Consider the following 16,344-nt stretch of genomic DNA (forward strand, 5'->3'; position numbering starts at 1 on the left):
TCGCTCCGTCGATCAGAAGGCTAGAATAATTACGTGTCGCAATATAACGAAACGCACTCTAGCGACGGTTCGCCGGCCCGGGCAACACCCGGCGTCGCCGACCCCTCGCGCGGACGGCCGCGCGATCCCCAGGTCGACGAACGGATCAGGCAGGCCACGCTGGAGCTGCTGAGCGAGAAGGGATTCGCCGACACCACGATCGCCGCCGTCGCGCGCCGCGCCGGCGTGGGAGCGCCCGCCATCTACCGCCGCTGGCCCTCGCGGACCGCGATGATCGAGAACGCGATCTTCCCCGGCTTCGACCGCCTCGTGGTGCGGCCGACCGGCGATCTGCGGCGCGACCTCAAGCGGTACGTGGACGCCTTCGTCGCGACCTTCGACCTGCCGGCGGCCCGGGCCGCGCTGCCCGCCCTGCTGAGCGTCTACCAGTCGGATCCCGAGAACAACGCGCTCGCCGGGCAGCGGGTCGGCGGCAGCGTCCGCGAGCCGTTCCGCGAGATGCTCGCCAAGGCCGTGCCCGACCACCCGCACGCGGACGTCGACAGCGACGACGTCCTCGACATGCTGATCGGCTCGGTGCTGTTCCACCTGTTCATCCGCCGGTTCTCCGGTCGGGACATGACCAGCGACTACATCGTCGACCTGCTCGCCCGCGCCGTCCTGGCCGGCCGGGACCGACCGTAGCCGCGGCGGCCCCGACTGCTCGAACGGCGGCTCGAGGGCCGAGCGGTCAGGAGCGAGCGTCCGCGGTCGCCGGCCGCAGAAGGCGCGCGCAGATGTCGACGAGACGCTCCAGGGGGCGGTTGCGCTGGGCGACGGTGGGGATCAGGGTTCTCGCCAGGACGCAGCCGAGCAGCGTGTCGAAGACGTCGTCGGGGTCGGCCGCCGGGTCCACACTGCCGGGTGGCGCCGCCCGGAGGATGTCGAGGAACTGCGGCCGCGCCGAGACCGCGAACCACGTCTCGGCGGCGTTCGCGCGCCCGGCCGACTGATAGACGGCGAGCAGCCCCGGCACCGCGGCGCGCGCGGCCGGACCCGCCATCGTGGCCGCGTAGGCGCGGATGAACCGGCGCAGGTCGCGGCGCAGGTCGCCGGTCGGTCGCACCGTGACCGGCGCCAGCCCCGGGAAGACGGCCTGCTCGATGATCTCGATGCGCGACGGCCACCGGCGGTAGATAGCCGACGCGTGGACCGCGGAGCGCTCGGCGATCGCCTGCACCGTCGTCGCCTCGAACCCCAGCTCCACGAGCAGCTGCCGGGCCGCCTCGAGCACGCGTACATCGATGCTCGCGTCACGGGGACGCCCCCGACGCCCGTGGGGCCGGTCCGGGGTCATGAACAGATGCTATGGCGGGAACCAATTACGGGAGAAGGTGTTCCGTATTGGTCGGCCGGTCGACGCGACGAGCGACGCCTGCGTGCCTGGCCGCGCACCGGAGACCGGCCGTCATGCGGGCCGCTGGGCGGCGGGCAGGACCTCCTCGGCCACGGTCTTGAGATAGCGCCAGCCGATCTCGGGTGGCAGGCCGCCGACCAGGGGGTGCAGCCGGAGCATGCCGCCGCCACGCACGAGCTCCACGGCCTCGTCGACCGCGAGGATCTGGTGGCTGCGCCGCTCCGCCCGCAGCTCCTCGGCGGTCCGCGCGAACGACAGGCTCGCGGTGTCGGTGTTGCCCTCGTTCCAGGCGGCGTAGCTGCGCACGTCGTGCATCAGGTACGGACCCAGCTCGTCCCACGCCTGGTCGACGTCCTGCGCGACGAACACCGTCGAGGGCTCGTCGGGCGAGTTCAGCATGCACATCCCGGGCTCGTGGCCGGCCGCGCGCGCCGCTTCCTCGTAGGCCACGTGCAGTTCCTTGTTGTCGCTCTGGGCCAGGAAGCCGATGCCGTGCCGGCCGGCCCGGCGGGCGGCCGCGGGGCTGCCGCCGCCCCAGAGGATCGTCGGTCCCCCCGGCGTCAGCGGCGTCGGGGTCACCTGGACGCGGCGGCCCTCGTGCTCGAAGGCCTCTCCGGTCTTGGCACGCAGCAGGAGCGGCAGCAGCTCGTCGGCCAGCCGGCCGCGCCGGCGGAAGTCCACGCCGTACATCTCGTACTCGCCGGGCAGGTACCCGATGGCGGCGACGTAGAAGAGCCGCCCGCCGCTGAGGATGTCGAGGACCGCCATCTCCTCCGCGAGCCGGATCGGGTCGTATAACGGCAGCGGCAGGGCGGCGACGGAGAGCGGGACGACGGAGGTCCGGGCCGCCATGGCGGCGGCGAGGACCAGCGGCGCGGGCAGGTAGCCGTCCGCCGACATGTGGTGCTCGCAGAGCACCACCGTCACGCAGCCACGGGTCTCGGCCCACGCGGCCATCTCGGTCGCCGCGGCGTACAGGTCCCGCGCGGGCGCCCCCGTCGCCGGTGCCCGCATGTCGAACCGCATGATGAACATCGCCGAACCTCCTGCGCCGGGCGACACCTGCCGAGACGGAGACCCGGCCGTCGTGTGTCTCGACCGTCCGGGTCAGCCACGCGACCGGTACGGCATGATTTCGGGTTGGAACATCCCGAAATCGGGTGGGTCTGTCAACCGGGAGCGACACGCGTCGTGCCGCGACGCACTCAAACCGCGCGCGAGGCCGGCGGACGGCCGTGGGTGGCGGCGGTCAGGGCGTCGGCGGCCGCCCGCACCCGTTCACCGAGCCCGAGGATCTCGGCGCCCGGGCGCACCGGCATCCCGCCGTGGCCGTCCGCGCACACGAGGCACAGGACGACGACGACCGTGCCTGCGGCGTCGAAGACCGGCGCGTTGACGGCGGACGCGCGGTAGCCCGCTGCCGGGTCGATGGTCGCGGGCAGGGTGTCCGCCAGGTCGAACATGCCGCCGATCTCGCTCATCAGCCGTCGCAGCGTCTCGGCATGCTCCGCGTGGCGCTGGTCCTCGCCGAGCTCGGCGGCGAGCGTGCCGAGACGTTCCCGCACCCGGTTCTCGACCTCCAGCGCCCAGCCGCGGGCGCGGACACCGGCCAGGCCCGGAGCCACCCGGGCCAGCGCGTCCGCCGGCCGGTCCGGGCCGAGGCGCGCCAGCCATCGGTCGACGGCCCCGTCGTCGGCCCAGGCGACGCAGACCGAGCCGAGCGGCGGCTGGGGCGGTATCCGCTGACCCAGGCGCAGGCCGAAGTAGGTGGTGACCGGCTGCTGGGCCGCGCCGCCGACCGCGCCGTCCACCACCGGCCGGCCGATCTCCGCGACCAGCAGCTCGTCGTGCTCGCCCGGGATGGCGCCGGCGACCAGCGCGAGACACATCAGGCCGGTCGCCTCGGCCATCTCCCGCACGACCGGCCGGGCGCTGTCGACCACCGGATGGCCGCGGGCCGCCGCGCGGCCCGTGGCGACGAGCGCGGGGCCCAGCCGGTAGGTGTGCCGCTGGGGATGGCGCAGCAGCCAGCCGCGGCGGGCCAGGGCAACCACCATCGGATGAACCGTGGCCTTGTTGACGCCGGCCGCCCGGGCGATGTCGGCCAGCGTGAAGCCGTCGTCGGGGCGCGTGGCCAGCAGGTCCACCAGGTCGATGAGCCGCTCTGTCTGCGGCGAGGGTCTGGTCATGGCGTCCCGACGATAGCCGGCCAGCATGGCGGCCGTTTGCATAATGCCACCGTTGATTTGGGCACTGCATCCTGCGAGGGTCAGACGACCCCGCCCGCCGCCTACCGAGGAGACGCCGATGACCGACGCGGCGCACGACGCCCCTGGCCGCTTACCGGCCGCCGACCGTGTACCGCGGCAGGCGGGCACGGAGCCGACCCCGACGAGAGGCATGCCGCCTGGCTGGGTCGGCGTCGTCACCGGGGCGGCGAACGGCATCGGGCGGGCCGTCGCGCGGCGCTTCGTCGCCGAGGGCGGGAAGGTCGTGGGCGGGGACGTCGACGAGGCGGGCCTCGCCGCGCTCACGGCCGAGCTCGGCCCGGACGCGTTCGCCGCGGCGCGGTGCGACGTGACCGTCGAGGAGGACGTCGCCTCGCTGATCGGCCTGGCCGGCGCCCGGTTCGGCCGGCTGGACGCCGTGGTCGCCAACGCCGGCGGCGGCTCGTCCGCCGAGATCGCCGACCACGACTTCGCCGAGTGGCGCCGGGTGGTGGACCTGTGCCTGCACGGGGCGTTCCTCACGGTCAAGCATGGCGCCCGCGCGCTGCGGGACGCGGGCCGCGGCGGCGCGATCGTCACCCTCGCGAGCCTCAACGCCGTCCAGCCCGGCCGCGGCATGGGCGCCTACTGCGCGGCCAAGGCCGGCGTCGTCGCGCTCACCGAGGTCAGCGCCCTGGAGCTCGGGCGGCACGGCATCCGGGTCAACGCGGTGGCGCCTGGCCTGGTGCGGACCGCGGCCACGGGCCCGATGTGGAGCGTGCCGGGTCTCGTCGAGGAGTTCGTCGACAACGCCCCGCTCGGCCGCTTCGCCGAGCCGGACGAGGTCGCCAACCTCGTCTGGTTCCTCGCCTCCGACCAGGCGTCCTACGTCAGCGGCGGGCTGTACGGCGTCGACGGCGGTGCGCGGACCAGGCGCTACCCGGACATGATCGCCGCGGTCGAGCGGCTCATGACCGCGAGCCCCGCCACCTCCTGACAACCTTCGCCCGGACACGGCCGGCTGGCGCAGGCCAGCGGACAGACAGGAAAGGCACCCGTGGGCACGACTACTGGCGGCGAGCTGGTCGCCCGCACGCTCGTCGACCTGGGAGTGACGCACGCCTTCGGCGTCCACGGCGGCCATCTCGACCCGTTGCTGACGGCGCTCGACGCCCTCGGCGTCACCCTCGTCGACACCCGGCACGAGGCGGCCGCCGGCAACGCCGCCGAAGGCTACGCCCGGGCGACCGGCGGCCTCGGCGTCGCCTTCGCGACCTCCGGCCCGGGCTTCACCAACGCGTACGCGGCGCTGGCGAACGCCTACATCGACCGGATCCCGATCCTGCTGCTCACCAGCTCGCCGCCGCTGCGCGAGGCGGAGCTCAACGTGCTGCAGGGCGGCCTCGACCAGGTCGCGGCGGCCCGCACGGTCGCGAAGTGGGCGCATCGGGCCACCACCGCGGCGCGCCTGCCCGACCTGGTCGCGCTGGCCGTGCGGCACGCGACCACCGGGGTGCCGGGGCCGGCCGTGCTCGACATCCCGATCGACGTCATGTACCGGAAGATCGACGAGGCTGTCGCGACCAGGCCGTCACTGACGATGCCGACGCCGCCCGCGCCGGCGTCGGCGGCCCTGCGCCGGATGGTGGAGCTGCTGCGCACCGCACGCCGGCCGGTGCTCGTCCTCGGCGGTGGCGCCGCGCTCAGCCGGGATGTCCGGCCGGCCCTGGAGGCCCTGCTCGACCAGGTGCGCATCCCGGTGGTCACGACGTCGTGGGGGCACGGCCAGATCTCCCCCGACCATCCGTGCGCGCTGGGCGGGTCGGGGGCGCTCGCCGCGCTGCCGTTCCTCGCCGAGCGCCCGGACCTGTTCGTCCTGCTGGGCGCCCGCCAGGGCATCACGCTGGGCGCCCGAAGCGGCTCGATGATCGCTCCCGGCACGCCCGTGGTCCACGTCGACGTCGACGGGGTGGAGCCGGGCCGGCTCGGCGAGGTCGAGCTGTCGGTGGTCGCCGACGTTGGCGAGACGCTGCGCACCCTCGCCCTCGCCGCGGCCGCCGGGGACCTGCCCGACTGGGAGGACTGGAACACCGCCACCCGGGCCGCCGTCGGCGCGCATGCGCTGATGTACGCGGACGCCCCGGCCGTCACGCCCAGCGGGCGGCTGCACCCGTACCACGTGGCGCGGGAGCTGACCGAGGCGCTGGAGGACGACGCGGTCGTCGTCTACGACGGCGGCGAGACCGCCGGCTGGATCAACTTCTTCGCCCGCGCCCACCGGCCGCGGTCCTGGTTCGGCCTCGGCATGATGGGCGGGCTCGGCGTCGGCCAGGGCTTCGCCATCGGCGCCCAGTGCGCCCGCCCCGGCGCCCAGGTCGTGCTCGTCACCGGCGACGGCGCGGTCGGCTTCCACCTGCAGGAGTTCGACACGATGGCCCGTCACCGGCTCCCGGTGACGACGGTCGTCTACAACAACCTGTCGTGGGGCATGTCCCTGCACGGCCAGCAGGCCATCTACGGCGAGAAGACGAGCGTCGCCGTCGAACTGCCCGACACCCGCTACGACCTGATCGCGGCGGCCATGGGCCTGTACGCGGAGCGGGTCGACGACCTCGCGCAGGTGCGGCCGGCGCTGCGGCGGGCCCGCGAGAGCGGCCGGCCCGCCTGCCTCGACGTCGCCATCGCCGCCGACGTCGTCCACCCGATGATGGCCCCGCTCACCGCCGACCTCCCCGACGGCTCGATCCGCGTCCCCTACTACGAGGCGATCCCCAGCGGCGAGGGGTGAGGTCGAACACCGGGCGGGCAACGGGTCCGCGGCGTGCGGGGGGGGGCGGTACCCAGGCCAACGGGCCGAGACCAGGGCTCCCGTATGTTCTCGGGTGGCGCTGGCGAGGGAGGTCCCACCGACCGAACGCAGGTCCGCGCCGCGGACCCGTCGCGAACGGACGGGCGGGGCGAAGCGCGGCGAGGAGACACGGATGACGGACGACCTCGACGGGTCGGTAGAGCACAAATACGCGACGGTCAACGGCGTCACGCTGCACTACGTCATCGGCGGTGAAGGCCCCACGCTGCTCCTGCTCCACGGCTTTCCGGACTTCTGGTACACGTGGAAGGCGCAGATCCCGGCGCTGATCGCCGCCGGTTTCCGGGTGGTGGCACCGGACATGCGCGGGTACAACTTGTCGACCAAGCCCGTCGGCGTCTGGAACTACCAGGCCAGGGTGCTCTGCGACGACATCGACGGGCTGATCGAGCATCTCGGCGAGGACCGCGTCCATCTGGTCGGGCACGACTGGGGCGGGCTCGTCGCCTGGTTCTTCGCCATGCGCCATCCGGACCGGCTCCACCGGCTCGCCGTGCTGAACATCCCGCACCCGGAGAGCTTCTTCGCCGGGCTCCGCACCTGGAGCCAGCTGAAGAAGAGCTGGTACATGTTCTTCTTCTGTCTGCCGATCCTCCCGGAGAAACTACTCGGGGCAAGCGGGCGCAAGGGCCTGCTGAAGGTCTACGAGACCGAGCCCAACCCGCCCTTCCCGCCCGAGGACATCGACCGGTACCGCGCCGCCTTCAAGGACGACAGCACCCTGACCGCGACGATCAACTACTACCGCGCCTTCATCCGCGACGGGAGAGACCTGCGGCGTAACCACATGCGCCCGACGGACGTCCCGACGCTGGTGCTCTTCGGCGACCGCGACCCCCACCTGCGCAGCGACCTCGCCGACCCGCCGCCCCACCTGGCCCCCAACGCCCGGACGATCCACTACGCCGACGCGGGCCACTGGATCCAGCACGACCTGCCCGACGAGGTGACCACCCAGCTCGTCGGCTTCTTCGGCGAGAAGGACGGTTCGCCCTCTCGTCCCTGACGCCCACCGAGCGGGTTCGCCCAGCTCCGTACCGGCGACGATGCGGCTATCTGTTGTCCGGCTCCAGGACGAAGACGGGGATCTGCCTGCTGGTCTTCTTCTGGTACTCCGCGTAGTCCGGGTACGCGGCGACAGCCCGGTCCCACCAGACCGCCTTCTCGTCGCCGGTCACCTCGTGGGCCACCATGCTCTGCCGGGTGGGCCCGTCCTGCAGCTCCACCTCGGGGTGCGCGCGCACGTTGTAGTACCAGACGGGATGATTCGGAGCGCCGCCGAGCGAGGCCACGACGGCGTAGAGCCCGTCATGCTCGACCCGCATCAGCGGGCTCTTGCGAATCTTGCCCGACCTCGCGCCGACCGTGGTGAGGATGACGACCGGCCGGCCGTTCAGCATCGTGCCCCGGGTGCCGCCGGAGCTTTCGTACTCCTCGACCTGCTCGCGCACCCAATCCGAGGGGCTCGGCTCGTAGTCACCGGTGACAGGCATGCGCCGATTAAACGCCGCGCCGCGCCGTGGCGCCCGTCGACCTCGGGCCGGCACCCACCAACGACGCATCCGCCGTCGGCTCGACCGCCAGGGCCGTTGCCTGGCATGGGCATCGCCGGTTGCCAACCTCACCTGAAGCGGCAACAGCCCGGGCGACGGACGATGATCTGGTGGGATTTTCGGCGTCCTGACTCCGAAAATGCCACCAGATCATGAGCCGAATCATGATCTGGTGGAAGGCTCGCTCAGCGACTGGCGACGAAGGGGACGTTCTCGGGGGCGGCCTTGCGCGCCGCGAGCAGGGTCATGGACTGTTCGCCGATCGGCACCCGCAGCGGCGGCGCCTCGAGCTCCGCGGCATCGGCGATCGCGTGGGCGACCTGTTCCGGAGTGATGAAGCTGCTGGGGTTGAAGCGGCCGGCGAGCAGGTCCGGGTAGGGATCGTCGGGCAGCCGGTAGGCCAGGGGTTCGTCGAGCGCGCCCGAGCTCACCGCGCCGGGCTCGAGCAGCGTGACGCGGATCCCGAACGCAGCGGTCTCGATGGCCAGCGACTCGACCAGGGCTTCGAGTGCCCACTTGGTGGCGGCGTACGCGGCGTTGCCCGACAGCACGAGACGGCCGACCACGCTGGAGACGAACAGCAGCCGTCCGTCCCGGCGCTCGCGCATCTGCGGCAGCAGCGCCTGGGCGACCCGGATCGCGCCTGAGGTGTTCTGCGCGAACAGCCGCTCGATCTCGGCCACCGGGCTCGCCTCGACCGCGGCCAGGAAGATCACACCCGCGTTGGAGACCAGGACGTCGACCTGGCCGGCGGCCTCGACGGCTTCGTCGACGGTGGTCTGGTCGGTGACGTCGAGGCGTAGCCGCTGTGCCACGTCGAGGTCGGCGAGCGTGCGAGGGTCACGCGCGGTGGCGATGACGCGGTAACCGCGGGCCGCGAACTCGCGGGCGGTGGCCCGGCCGATGCCCTTCGAGGCCCCGGTGATCAGCACGGATGTCATGAGCTTCCCCTGTCAGTAGGAAAATCAGACCTACCTACGATCGGCCACGGTAGCGCTCTTGAGTCTGAAAATCGAACCCAGTATTCCCGGCGGTTCCCACAGCGGACCGTGCCCGTCTTCCCCGGTGGTCACGCGGGCTCCCCGGCACTCACGGCGGTGAGGCGGCCGAAGGCGGATGATGACGCGCTGCGCCGGAGGTGACGGCGCCCCGCTCAGCGAGTTGGAGGTACGGCTATCTGGCCGTCGCGCCAGCGCCGCTCCGGAACGGTCTGCTAGGGATCTCCCAGGACGGTGGCGATGACCTGTCCGCACAGCTCGCGGACCTGCTTCGGGTCCGCCGCGTCGCGGTGGGACAGGGACAGTGCCGCGGTTCCTCGGGCCATGCCCATGATGAGCAGGGCCGCGGCGTCGGCGTCGACGCTCCGCCGGATCGACCCTTCGTGCTGCCCGTCGCGGATGGTGTCGGCGAGGGCCCGGTGGGTGAGATCGTCGGCCTGGACCATCGCAGGGAGGTCGTAGCCGGAGGGGAAGGTCGCGCCCCACATGACGAGGACGGCGCGTTCCTCGATGCTCTGCCCCGACTCGACGATCTCAAGGAAGGTTTCGATGATCGCGCGCAGGAGATCCAGTCGGGAGAGTTGCCCGATGTCGCCCTCGGCTGGGCGGAGGGCGGCTGCCGTCGCTTCGTAGGTGCGTCCGTAGGCGTGTCCGATGAGGCGGCCGATGAGGCCGTCCTTGGAGCCGAAGTGGTAGGCCGGCATCGCGCGGCTGATGCCGGCGCGTTCCCCGACGCTGCGCAGCGACGTCCGCTCGATGCCGACCTCGGCGATGAGCTCCGCCGCGGCCCGCAGCAGTGCGGCCTCGGACGCGGCCCGGCGCTCGGCCTGCGTCCGCCGGAGTCCGCTGGCTGACGCACTCATACCTGACAACCTACGGAAGATGCCTGCCGCTCGACAAGTTTTGACTTGCCTGCCGCCTGGCAGATAAGTTGCCGACCAGGCGGTCGACGCTGGCTTCCCCGACGAGCTGCACGTGCTCGAGGCGAGTTCGTCGTCGTGTATGCCTTTCGGTAGGGAAAACGACGCCTACGCCGGCCGTGTTGCCGGTGTAGGGCGCGCTCCTACCGCCATCGACGGCCCTGCATGCCTTGAGACCACACGCCTTCAGGTCCTCATGCCCGAACGCCGAGTACATCCCACCGTCTGCGCACTCCGGCGGACATCGTTCGAGGGTGACGGCGGCAGCGTCCGCGGCCTCCACCGAACCGATGGCTCCGCGCCCAGTCAACCGCTGGAAGGCTCCCGCATCGCGCCGCGGTTCTCGGCCGCCGGCAACCGGTTCCAGCTGCCAGCTCATCTCACGAACGGAGGTCGCAATGACACACGTGGACGACATCGAGGCGATCAAACAGCTCAAGGCCCGGTACTGCCGCTTACTCGACACGAAGGACTGGGACGGCTACCGCCTGATCTTCACGGATGACGTGGTCATCGACACCGAGGATTCCGGCGGCAACATCGTCGACGGCGCGGACGCGTTCCTGGAGTTCCTGCGCGTCGCGCTCGCGGGCACCGTCACGGTCCACCAGTGCCACACCCCGGAGATCACCATCACCTCGCCAGCATCGGCCACCGGTATCTGGGCGATGGAGGACCGCGTCCGCTTCCCCGACGGAAATGACCTGACCGGCTTCGGCCACTACCACGAGACCTACGAGAAGGTCGACGACGGCTGGCGCATCAAGGCCTCCAAGCTGACCAGGCTCCGGATGGACTTCAGCAAGCCGGACACCGCCTGACCAGCTGAGGCACCAACGCCCCGCGCGCGGGGGCGTCGGCAAGTCGGGCGGCATCGGCAATCGACCGGAGGAGGACGACATGGAGTCCGAGGACCTTGCCGCGCAGGTCGCGGTCGTCACGGGGGGCGCGTCGGGGTTCGGCCAGGCGCTCGGCGAGCGCCTGGCCGAGCGCGGTCTGCGGATCGCGCTGCTCGACCGCGACGGGGAACGGGCCAAGACGCAGGCGGCGACGATCGCCGCGCGGCACGGTGTCGCGGCGATCGGCCTCGGCGTGGACGTCGCGAGCGGGGAGGCGCTGCGCGCGGCCGCCGGCGTCGTCGCCGATCGGTTCGGCCGCGCGGACGTCGTCGTGTCGAACGTCGGGGTCCAACTGTTCGGCGCGGTGGAACGCCTCACCGAGGACGAATGGCGGTGGGTGCTGGACGTCAACGTGCTCGGCGCGGCGCGCACCGCCCAGGCGTTCGTGCCACTCCTGCGGACGGCTCCCCGCGGCCGGCTGGCATTCACGACCTCGTCGTCCGTGCTGTCGCCAGCAGCCCGGCTGGGCGTCTACCAGGCCAGCAAGTTCGCGGTCTGGGGGCTGGCGGAGACCCTACGGCTCGAACTCGCCCCCGACGGGATCGCCGTGTCCGTCATCTTCCCGTCCGGAATGGCCTCGCGGCACCTGGAGACCAGCGCCGCCGCCCAGCCCGAGCATCTGCGCCGGGCGATCGGCGACCCTGACGACTTCGAGGCCATGGTCGCCAGCAACCCCGGCATGGTGCAGAACCCGGTCACACCCGACGAGGCGGCCGGCAACATCGTCGACGCCCTGCTCGCCGGCGAGCGCTACATCATCACGCACGGAGACCTCGTCGACGCCGTCGGAACACTCGGCGCCGACCTGCGCCAGGCGGCCACCGCCGCCCACCCCACCCGCGACCCGCGAACGGCACCAGACGACGCCCCGGCCGCCCCGCGGCCTCGCACGGCGGACAACGCCAACCGGAACAGTCCCTGAGCCCGTCCCGGTCCCGGGCGTTGCCGCGGCGGAGCGCCGGAGTGGTGACCGAGCAATGCACCCGGCCACCATTCCGACCTCGCATCCGTCAGACCGGCAGCAGGTTGTGGCCGGTCTCGGTCGGGTTCTGGCCGGCGCCGAACCGCTCGGCCCGTTCGCGCAGGGTGGCGGTGGCCTCGTCCCGGCCGAGCATGAGGCAGTACTCGCCGGCCCGGATGCCGCGCAGCACATCGTCGGCGAGCTCCTCGAGCGGCTGGACCGGGATCTCCTTGCCGACCTTCGCCGCCGACTCGACGAGCGTCGCCACCGTCATCGCCGGCGTCGACCGCGGCTTCTCCCTGGCGAGCTCCGCCGGGCGGTTGCGATCGGAGGTCCACAGGCCGGTGTCGAGCAGACCCTTGCCGGACGGCAGGAACAGCGACACCGCGATCGGGTGGCCCTCCTCGGCGAGCTGCGCGCCGAGGCACTCGGTGAGGATCGACACGGCCGCCTTGCTCGCCGCGTACACCGACGCGCTCGGCATCGGCGCGACCGCGCCGTCGCCGGACGAGGTGTTCACGACGTGGCCGGGCTCCCCGGACGCGATCATGCGCGGGACGAACGAGCGGATGCCGTTGGCGACGCCGTAGACGTTGACGCCGAAGGTCCAGCGCCAGTCGTTCGGCGTCGTCTCCCAGACCTTCGCCGACGGCGGCCCGACACCGGCGTTGTTCACCAGCACGTGGGTGCGCCCGTGGCGGCGGAACACCTCCTCGGCGAGGGCCTCGACCGAGTCCGCGTCCGACACGTCGGCGACGACACCGCTGAGCTCGGCGCCGGTCGCCCCGGCGAGGGCCGCGACGGTGGCGTCGAGCGCGTTCTTCTCGATGTCGGAGAGCACCAGGACGGCGCCGGCGCGGGCGAAGGCCTCGGCGAGCGCCCGGCCGATGCCCGCGGCCCCGCCGGTGATGACGACGACCTTGCCGGCGAAGTCGGTGATGTGGGCGGTCACGCGGCGGCTCCCTGGCCGTGGATGTCCTCGACCGTCAATCCGATCCGGTCGACCACCGGGGCGAGCTTCTCGAGGTCGAAGCCGTACAGCTCGGCGGCGTTCAGGCCGAGGATGCGGCGGGTGTCGGCCACCGGCACATCACTGAACCGGTCGCGCAGCCACTCCCTGGTGCGCGGCCAGGTGCCCTCCGGATGTGGGTAGTCGTGCCCCCACATCAGCCGTTCGACGCCTATCTCATGACGCCGCTCCACCTCGACGCGGCCCATGACCGACGACGCCATCCAGACGTTGCGGTTGTAGTAGTCCGACGGCTTCATCGTCATCCCGTCGCGGAACGTCTTCGGCCCGAACTTGCGGGTGGAGTGGTCGCCCTCCCACTTCGCGTCCATCCGGGTCAGGATGTCCGGCACCCACCAGGCACCGTTCTCCGCCAGCGCATAGCGCAGCTTTGGGTGGCGTTCGAAGACACCGCCGAGCAGCAGCGCCCACAACGGCCGCGCCGCCCACCAGTACGCCTCGGTGGCGTAGATCGACAGGAAGCCCGGCGCCCAGGTGTAGTCCGTCGGCCCGACCCCGGAATGGGTGTGCACGACCAGACCGGCCTCGGCGCACACCGACCACAGCGGGTCGTACACCGGGTCGTTGTACGCCGGGTAGCTCCCCCACTTCGTCGGGATCATGATGCCGCCGCGCAGACCATGCTCGGCCGCCCACTCGGCCTCGGCCACCGCCGCCGCGACGTCGTGCAGCGCCGGGACGATCGCGATGCCGAAGCGCCGCTCCGGGTCGTGCTGGCAGAACTCGGCCGCCCATCGGTTGTGCGCCTGGGCGCCGGCCATCACCAGCACCGGGTCGCTGTCCCCGGACGAGCCGAGCCCGGAGCCGAAGGGGGACGCCGAGACCCCACCGACGCCGGCGGCGTCCGCGTCCGGGAAGACCACCTCGGCCGCCACGCCCTCGGCGTCCATCTCCTTGGTGCGGATGGTCGCGTCCCAGGCGCCTTCCATGCCGCCGTGGTCACCGATCTCGGAGTTCCACTCGGCCAGGAACTTCTGGTGGTCGTCCTCGCTCACCAGCGCCGCGGCCGTGACGTCCGCGGCGAGCGCCTCGTCGAACGCCGGCCGGTACTGGGGATCGATGTACTCGCGGTACTGCTCGGGAGGCAGCCCGGCGTGCGTGTCCGTGGAGATGAGCAGGTATTTGTCGCTCATGACCCTTCTCCTGGTAACGGGTCGTACGTGCTTCGGATGCCCGGGCTCGCCGAACGTGCCGACGGAACCGCCGACGGAGCCGGCGTTGCCGGACGGTGGGACGTCACGCCGACGCCCGGGTCAGTGGTCGTAGCGGGCGTGCGCGAACGGCTCGAACGCGACCGGGTCGACCGGGCCGACGACGCTGGCGCGGTTCACCGAGGACCGGGTGGTGTAGTGGATCGACACGGTCTCGAGCACCGGCAGGTCGACGACCGGGGCGGTGGGCTCGTCGCGCAGCACGAGCTTGCCCTCCACCTTCTCGACGGTCGCCGGGGTGCGGGTCTGGTCGAGGCGGACGAGCAGCGGGTCGCCGTCGAAGCCGGAACCGGAGACGGCGGGCATGAACTTGTACCACCACTGGGTGGCCGGATACGGCTCCGGCACCGGCAGGCTCTCGGTGACGTCGCCGATGATCTCGACGAAGGTCACGCCGCCCCGGGTGATCCGCCCCTCGACGTGGTCACCGTCCCGGGTGAGCTCGAGGTCGGCGAGCTTCTTCGGCTCGCCGTGCTTCTCCCGGCTGATCGAGATCGCCGACTCCAGGTCGATCGGGATCAGCAGCGGGTACTCGCCGGTCACCCCGTCGTAGACGGCGTCGACGGCGATGTAGCCGACGAGCTCCTTGTAGTGGTACTCGCCGAAGTGCAGGTCGATGTCGGTGACCCGGACGTGCACCCGGGGCTGCGCCGGCGGGGTCAGCGGCGGCGGCAGCAGCGCGGCGAGCACCGCGGGGTCGGTCAGGTAGACGACCTCGAGCGACGGGATCGGCGGCAGGCCCGCCCCGATGCTCGCCTCGGCCTCGGACTTCTTCTCGACGGTGCGAACCCAACGGTTCCCCATCAGGACCCTCCTCGTTGACGTACCGGACGTGGGAAGACGCGGACCAGCCGGCCGCGGTGGACGGCGGCCGGGCTGGTCGATCGGCGCGCCGGGACGGGCGCGGTGCCGGGTGCCGTCAGCGGCGGCGGGGGTCGCCCTCGGGCCAGGAGTAGAACTGCTGGCACCAGCGGCGCTGCTCGGTCACGGCCTTCTCGGACGGCCGCAGCACCGGCGGGTCCTTGAAGATCTTGTTCTCCCAGATCGGCAGGTCCTGGCTGACGCCGGCGGTGAAGCTGAGCGACGCCTTCTCGGCGGCGTCGTCGCCGAGCGACCGGGGCGCCGTGAAGATCCACCGGACGTGCACGTTCTCCTCGTCGATCGGCGTGGTCGAGGAGACGAACGTGGTGTAGCCCTTCACCCGCAGCACGCCGAGGCCCAGCCCGAAGCCCTCCCGCACGAAGTTCCCGTTCATGCCGACCGTGCGCTTGTAATGCCCGTCGGTCTGGAACTCCTCCTCCGGGATCGACGGCGTGCCGTGCACGTACAGGAAGTGCGGAGTGTCGACGTTGTTCTCCGCCATCTCCTGGCAGCAGGTCGCGACCTCGAAGTCCTTGACCACGATCGGCAGCCAGTCGGCGTCGTGGAACTCGGCGACCTCGGGCACCTCGTACGTCGGCTCCGCCCGCTCCAGGTGGTGCCAGGCCCAGATCATGTGGTTGCGCTCGACCACCGGGTAGGAGCGCGCGGTGGCCGTCTTCGGGATGTACGGGTTGTCGTCGTACGGCACCTCGACGCAGGCACCGCTCGCGCCGTCGAACCGCCAGCCGTGGAACGGGCACTGCAGGCTGCCGTCGACGACCTTCCCGCCGACGCCGAGGTTCGCGCCCAGGTGCGGGCAGTAGGCGTCGAACAGGTAAGGAGTCCCGTCGTTGCCCCGGAAGAGCACCAGGTCCTTGCCGAAGTAGAACAGCGTCTTCGTGCGGCCGGGCTCGATCTCGTCGGCCCGGGCGACGATGAACCAGCCGTTCGGGACCGGGAACGGGAAACGCGGCGCCCGCTCCCGGCGGACCCGGGTACGCAGGGACAGGTCATAGAGGGTGTCCGGCCGCTGCGGCATCGGCAGGCCGACCAGGTCGTCGGCGGCCGTCGCGGCGACCGCCGACGTCCCGTAGACACCGGTCAGGCCGGACCGGCTGGCCCTGGTCTCGCCGGAGATCGTCATGTGCTGCCTCCCAGAGAGGTGCGCGCGGGGAGAGACGGAGCAAGATCGGATAAGGTATCCGGTCCTGGCTGGCGGCGGGCTGTGGCGAGCCATCCACTGAACCGCCATTCAACATGATGAACGTGCAGTTCACAACACTGGTTTCTCGGAGCGGCGACCCTGCGGGAGGCCCGCCTCAGCCGACGAGGCGTCCACCGGGAGCGGCCCGGTCCGGCGCTGACCCGCCGCCGACGAGTGCGCGCTGGCCACCGAGCACTCGTCGGCCACTGCCCCGGTCACCGCTTCGATCACGGCC

16 protein-coding genes are annotated in these 16,344 nt (G+C 72.0%); 6 read left to right on the plus strand and 10 right to left on the minus strand.

Features of this window, described 5'->3' with window-relative positions; all coding sequences use genetic code 11:
• Nucleotides 1-33 precede the first annotated feature (33 nt).
• Nucleotides 34-684 carry a TetR/AcrR family transcriptional regulator gene (locus tag FRCN3DRAFT_RS0220180; protein ID WP_007512078.1) on the plus strand — a complete coding sequence of 217 codons (651 nt, stop codon included), beginning with the start codon at nucleotides 34-36 and terminating at the stop codon, nucleotides 682-684.
• Between the two features lie 46 nt (nucleotides 685-730).
• Here the strand turns inward: FRCN3DRAFT_RS0220180 and FRCN3DRAFT_RS0220185 are convergent, their stop codons facing one another.
• The 3 genes from FRCN3DRAFT_RS0220185 to FRCN3DRAFT_RS0220195 all read right to left on the minus strand — a co-directional run bounded on the left by FRCN3DRAFT_RS0220185 (nucleotide 731) and on the right by FRCN3DRAFT_RS0220195 (nucleotide 3,585).
• On the minus strand, nucleotides 731-1,336 hold the full coding sequence (locus tag FRCN3DRAFT_RS0220185; RefSeq protein ID WP_007512080.1) for a TetR/AcrR family transcriptional regulator: 606 nt from the start codon (nucleotides 1,334-1,336) through the stop codon (nucleotides 731-733).
• Nucleotides 1,337-1,447: 111 nt separating this feature from the next.
• On the minus strand, nucleotides 1,448-2,431 hold the full coding sequence (locus tag FRCN3DRAFT_RS0220190) for an LLM class flavin-dependent oxidoreductase (RefSeq protein ID WP_007512082.1): 984 nt from the start codon (nucleotides 2,429-2,431) through the stop codon (nucleotides 1,448-1,450).
• A 170-nt stretch (nucleotides 2,432-2,601) separates the two neighbouring features.
• Nucleotides 2,602-3,585, minus strand: a complete 984-nt coding sequence (locus FRCN3DRAFT_RS0220195; protein WP_027140771.1) for a helix-turn-helix domain-containing protein — start codon at nucleotides 3,583-3,585, stop codon at nucleotides 2,602-2,604.
• Nucleotides 3,586-3,796: 211 nt separating this feature from the next.
• On the opposite strand from FRCN3DRAFT_RS0220195, the gene FRCN3DRAFT_RS0220200 reads away from it, so the two are divergent.
• The 3 genes from FRCN3DRAFT_RS0220200 to FRCN3DRAFT_RS0220210 all read left to right on the plus strand — a co-directional run bounded on the left by FRCN3DRAFT_RS0220200 (nucleotide 3,797) and on the right by FRCN3DRAFT_RS0220210 (nucleotide 7,478).
• Nucleotides 3,797-4,600 (plus strand): SDR family oxidoreductase, encoded by an 804-nt coding sequence (locus FRCN3DRAFT_RS0220200; protein WP_035928770.1) that lies wholly within the window; start codon nucleotides 3,797-3,799, stop codon nucleotides 4,598-4,600.
• A gap of 60 nt (nucleotides 4,601-4,660) precedes the next feature.
• A complete protein-coding gene (locus tag FRCN3DRAFT_RS0220205) occupies nucleotides 4,661-6,391 on the plus strand; it encodes a thiamine pyrophosphate-binding protein (protein ID WP_007512087.1) in 1,731 nt (576 codons plus the stop codon).
• A 193-nt stretch (nucleotides 6,392-6,584) separates the two neighbouring features.
• A complete protein-coding gene (locus FRCN3DRAFT_RS0220210) occupies nucleotides 6,585-7,478 on the plus strand; it encodes an alpha/beta fold hydrolase (RefSeq protein WP_007512090.1) in 894 nt (297 codons plus the stop codon).
• A 46-nt stretch (nucleotides 7,479-7,524) separates the two neighbouring features.
• Here the strand turns inward: FRCN3DRAFT_RS0220210 and FRCN3DRAFT_RS0220215 are convergent, their stop codons facing one another.
• From FRCN3DRAFT_RS0220215 to FRCN3DRAFT_RS0220225, 3 genes are all read right to left on the minus strand, one after another.
• On the minus strand, nucleotides 7,525-7,965 hold the full coding sequence (locus FRCN3DRAFT_RS0220215) for a nitroreductase family deazaflavin-dependent oxidoreductase (RefSeq protein WP_007512092.1): 441 nt from the start codon (nucleotides 7,963-7,965) through the stop codon (nucleotides 7,525-7,527).
• 245 nt (nucleotides 7,966-8,210) lie between these two features.
• Entirely contained in the window at nucleotides 8,211-8,966 is a 756-nt protein-coding gene (locus tag FRCN3DRAFT_RS0220220) for an SDR family oxidoreductase (protein WP_007512094.1), read from the minus strand.
• 272 nt (nucleotides 8,967-9,238) lie between these two features.
• Nucleotides 9,239-9,886 (minus strand): TetR/AcrR family transcriptional regulator, encoded by a 648-nt coding sequence (locus FRCN3DRAFT_RS0220225; RefSeq protein ID WP_007512095.1) that lies wholly within the window; start codon nucleotides 9,884-9,886, stop codon nucleotides 9,239-9,241.
• 455 nt (nucleotides 9,887-10,341) lie between these two features.
• Here FRCN3DRAFT_RS0220225 and FRCN3DRAFT_RS0220230 point away from each other — a divergent pair, with 455 nt between their 5' ends.
• Together FRCN3DRAFT_RS0220230 and FRCN3DRAFT_RS49685 are read left to right on the plus strand one after the other, a co-directional pair.
• Nucleotides 10,342-10,764: a nuclear transport factor 2 family protein gene (locus FRCN3DRAFT_RS0220230; protein WP_007512097.1), complete on the plus strand. Its 423-nt coding sequence runs from the start codon at nucleotides 10,342-10,344 to the stop codon at nucleotides 10,762-10,764.
• A gap of 79 nt (nucleotides 10,765-10,843) precedes the next feature.
• Nucleotides 10,844-11,764 (plus strand): SDR family oxidoreductase, encoded by a 921-nt coding sequence (locus FRCN3DRAFT_RS49685; protein WP_007512099.1) that lies wholly within the window; start codon nucleotides 10,844-10,846, stop codon nucleotides 11,762-11,764.
• An 88-nt stretch (nucleotides 11,765-11,852) separates the two neighbouring features.
• On the opposite strand, the gene FRCN3DRAFT_RS0220240 is transcribed toward FRCN3DRAFT_RS49685, so the two are convergent.
• The 4 genes from FRCN3DRAFT_RS0220240 to FRCN3DRAFT_RS45400 form a co-directional block, all read right to left on the minus strand.
• Complete coding sequence (locus FRCN3DRAFT_RS0220240) at nucleotides 11,853-12,755, minus strand: SDR family NAD(P)-dependent oxidoreductase (RefSeq protein ID WP_007512101.1); 903 nt, start codon at nucleotides 12,753-12,755, stop codon at nucleotides 11,853-11,855.
• On the minus strand, nucleotides 12,752-13,966 hold the full coding sequence (locus FRCN3DRAFT_RS0220245) for an amidohydrolase family protein (RefSeq protein ID WP_007512103.1): 1,215 nt from the start codon (nucleotides 13,964-13,966) through the stop codon (nucleotides 12,752-12,754). Before FRCN3DRAFT_RS0220245 ends, FRCN3DRAFT_RS0220240 begins: the two co-directional genes overlap by 4 nt.
• Nucleotides 13,967-14,086: 120 nt before the next feature.
• The gene (locus FRCN3DRAFT_RS0220250) at nucleotides 14,087-14,848 is read right to left on the minus strand and encodes an acetoacetate decarboxylase family protein (protein ID WP_007512105.1); all 762 of its coding nucleotides are present in this window, start codon (nucleotides 14,846-14,848) and stop codon (nucleotides 14,087-14,089) included.
• Between the two features lie 115 nt (nucleotides 14,849-14,963).
• Nucleotides 14,964-16,049 carry a Rieske 2Fe-2S domain-containing protein gene (locus tag FRCN3DRAFT_RS45400; RefSeq protein WP_007512107.1) on the minus strand — a complete coding sequence of 362 codons (1,086 nt, stop codon included), beginning with the start codon at nucleotides 16,047-16,049 and terminating at the stop codon, nucleotides 14,964-14,966.
• Nucleotides 16,050-16,344 lie beyond the last annotated feature (295 nt).

Origin of the sequence: Pseudofrankia saprophytica (assembly GCF_000235425.2) — a bacterium.
In the GTDB taxonomy this organism is placed as follows: Bacteria; Actinomycetota; Actinomycetes; order Frankiales; family Frankiaceae; genus Pseudofrankia; species Pseudofrankia saprophytica.